This is a genomic window from Thioalkalivibrio denitrificans, from assembly GCF_002000365.1.
In the GTDB taxonomy this organism is placed as follows: domain Bacteria; phylum Pseudomonadota; class Gammaproteobacteria; order Ectothiorhodospirales; family Ectothiorhodospiraceae; genus Thioalkalivibrio_A; species Thioalkalivibrio_A denitrificans.
Genome location: NZ_MVBK01000090.1, coordinates 40,370 through 42,449 on the forward strand (window position 1 = coordinate 40,370; position 2,080 = coordinate 42,449).

Annotated in this window: 1 protein-coding gene; it reads right to left on the reverse strand. The window is 61.9% G+C overall.

Annotation, left to right across the window (positions count from 1 at the left end):
* Window positions 1-132: 132 nt before the first annotated feature.
* A complete protein-coding gene (locus tag B1C78_RS13795; protein ID WP_077279755.1) occupies window positions 133-2,028 on the reverse strand; it encodes a polysaccharide biosynthesis protein in 1,896 nt (631 codons plus the stop codon).
* Between the last annotated feature and the right edge of the window lie 52 nt (window positions 2,029-2,080).

A 2,080-nucleotide genomic window follows, 5' to 3' on the forward strand; every position in this document is an offset into this window, starting at 1 on the left:
AGTCCGACAGGCTCCTAGCTTCTCCGATCCCCCACCTCATGCGAAGACGCAAAACCGATTAGGTCGTTCCCGCGGAGGGGTTCACCACAAGTCCACTGTCAGCTGACGCCCAAACCACCCGCACAACCCATCTCAATGCAACGCCTTCGCAGTCTCCTGTGCGGGCACCTTGCCCACCTCCACCGGCGCCACGGTGAACTCCGGCACGATCTCCCTGAGCACCTTGACGACGCCAGCCTGCCCTTCCGACCCGAGTTTCGACTCCAGTTCCGTCAGCTCCCTGACGAGATCTCCCAGCGCCACGTTTCGCGCAGCCGCCCTGAGGATCTTCGGATGCGTGGTCCCCACGAGGCTCTCCTGGCCATGGAACAGTTCCTCATGAAGCTTCTCCCCCGGCCTCAGTCCCACGAACCGTATCTCGACATCCTTCTCCGGCTCCAGGCCGGACAGCCGAATCATCTCCCGGGCCAGATCGACGATCCGTACCGGCTCCCCCATGTCGAGGACGAAAATCTCCCCGCCCTCGCCCATCGCCGTTGCCTGCAGGATCAGACTCACCGCCTCGGGGATCGTCATGAAGAAGCGCGTGATCTCCGGGTGGGTCACGGTGACCGGTCCCCCACGCTCGATCTGCTCCCGGAACAACGGCACAACCGAACCGGCGGATCCCAGCACATTTCCGAAACGCGTCGTGATGAAGGCGGTCTCGGACACCGCGTTGAGCCCCTGGCAATAGAGCTCCGCCACTCGCTTGGTGGCGCCCATCACGTTGGTGGGGTTGACGGCCTTGTCGGTGGACACGAGCACAAAACGCTCAACTCCGTACTCGCCCGCCAGATCCGCAACCACGCGCGTGCCGAATACGTTGGTCCGGATTCCCTCGTCCGGATTGTCTTCCACCAGGGGCACGTGCTTGTAGGCCGCGGCATGCAGGACAATATCCGGCCTGTGCACCTCAAAGATTTCCCGCATCCGCGCGTCATCACGCACATCTGCGAGCACCGCCGTGTAGGGCGGAACAGCATCGCGCTCCGCCATCTCCCGTTCAATGCTGTACAGATTGAACTCTCCCTGGTCCAGAAGCACCACATGGGCCGGTGCATATCCGGCCACCTGACGAACCAGCTCGGAGCCGATGGACCCGCCGGCCCCCGTCACCAGAACCCGCTTGCCGGCCAGCAGTTCGCACACCCTCGCGTCGTCCAGCCTGACAACGGCCCGACCCAACAAGTCCTCCAGACGCACACGACGAAGCCTTGAGACACTCACCTGACCATCCGCCAGTTCCATCATGGACGGCAAGGTGACGCATTCAACCTTCAGATGTGCACAGGCCTCCACGATCCGACGCATGACCCTCGGCCCTGCCGTCGGAATGGCGACAAGCACTACCTCGATGCGCAGCTTCTCCACGAACCGTTCCAAATCGGACAACCCGCCGAGAATACGAATCCCGTGCAACGCGCGACCCTGCTTGCCCGGATCGTCGTCCAGAATGCCCGCAGGCACGTAACTTTCATTCTTCACCAGGTCCCGGACCAGCATATCCCCAGCCCGTCCCGCGCCGATCACCAGTGTCCGGCGGCCCGCGCTGGCCTTCAGGCCCAAGCGGTGATCCTTCACCCAGCGATACAGCAGCCGCGGCGCAGTAAGACCCAAGGTCAGAAACAGCGGGTACAAAAGGATGACGGACCGGGGCATGCCAACGAGTCGGTCGGCAAAGAACAGGAGCAGAAAACTCACAGCCGCCCCGATCCAGACGGCCTGGAGGATCCGGATCAGATCCGGGATCGACGCGAAACGCCAGATGCCCCGATAGAGGCCAAAGAAGTAGAACGCGACCGCCTGGACGGGGATAGCGATCAGCAGAAAACCGTAGACGACCTCCCAGTGCAGCGGTGGAATAGCCCCCAGGTTCGCTCGAATCCAGAAAGCCAACACAAGTGCAATCGGGACCCACACCAGATCGTGGGCGAACGCCACCCAGCGTTTGAGCAGGAACTTGGTAAAATATTCAATCCCTTTCATCTCGTTTACCATACTCCGAAAGAACACGGCCCATCTGAGCACATCGGTCGCA

What these genes read in the sequence shown, in the direction of transcription:
- B1C78_RS13795 (WP_077279755.1), bottom strand. Translation starts at nt 2,028, where the DNA reads ATGAAAGGGATTGAATATTTTACCAAGTTCCTGCTCAAACGCTGGGTG.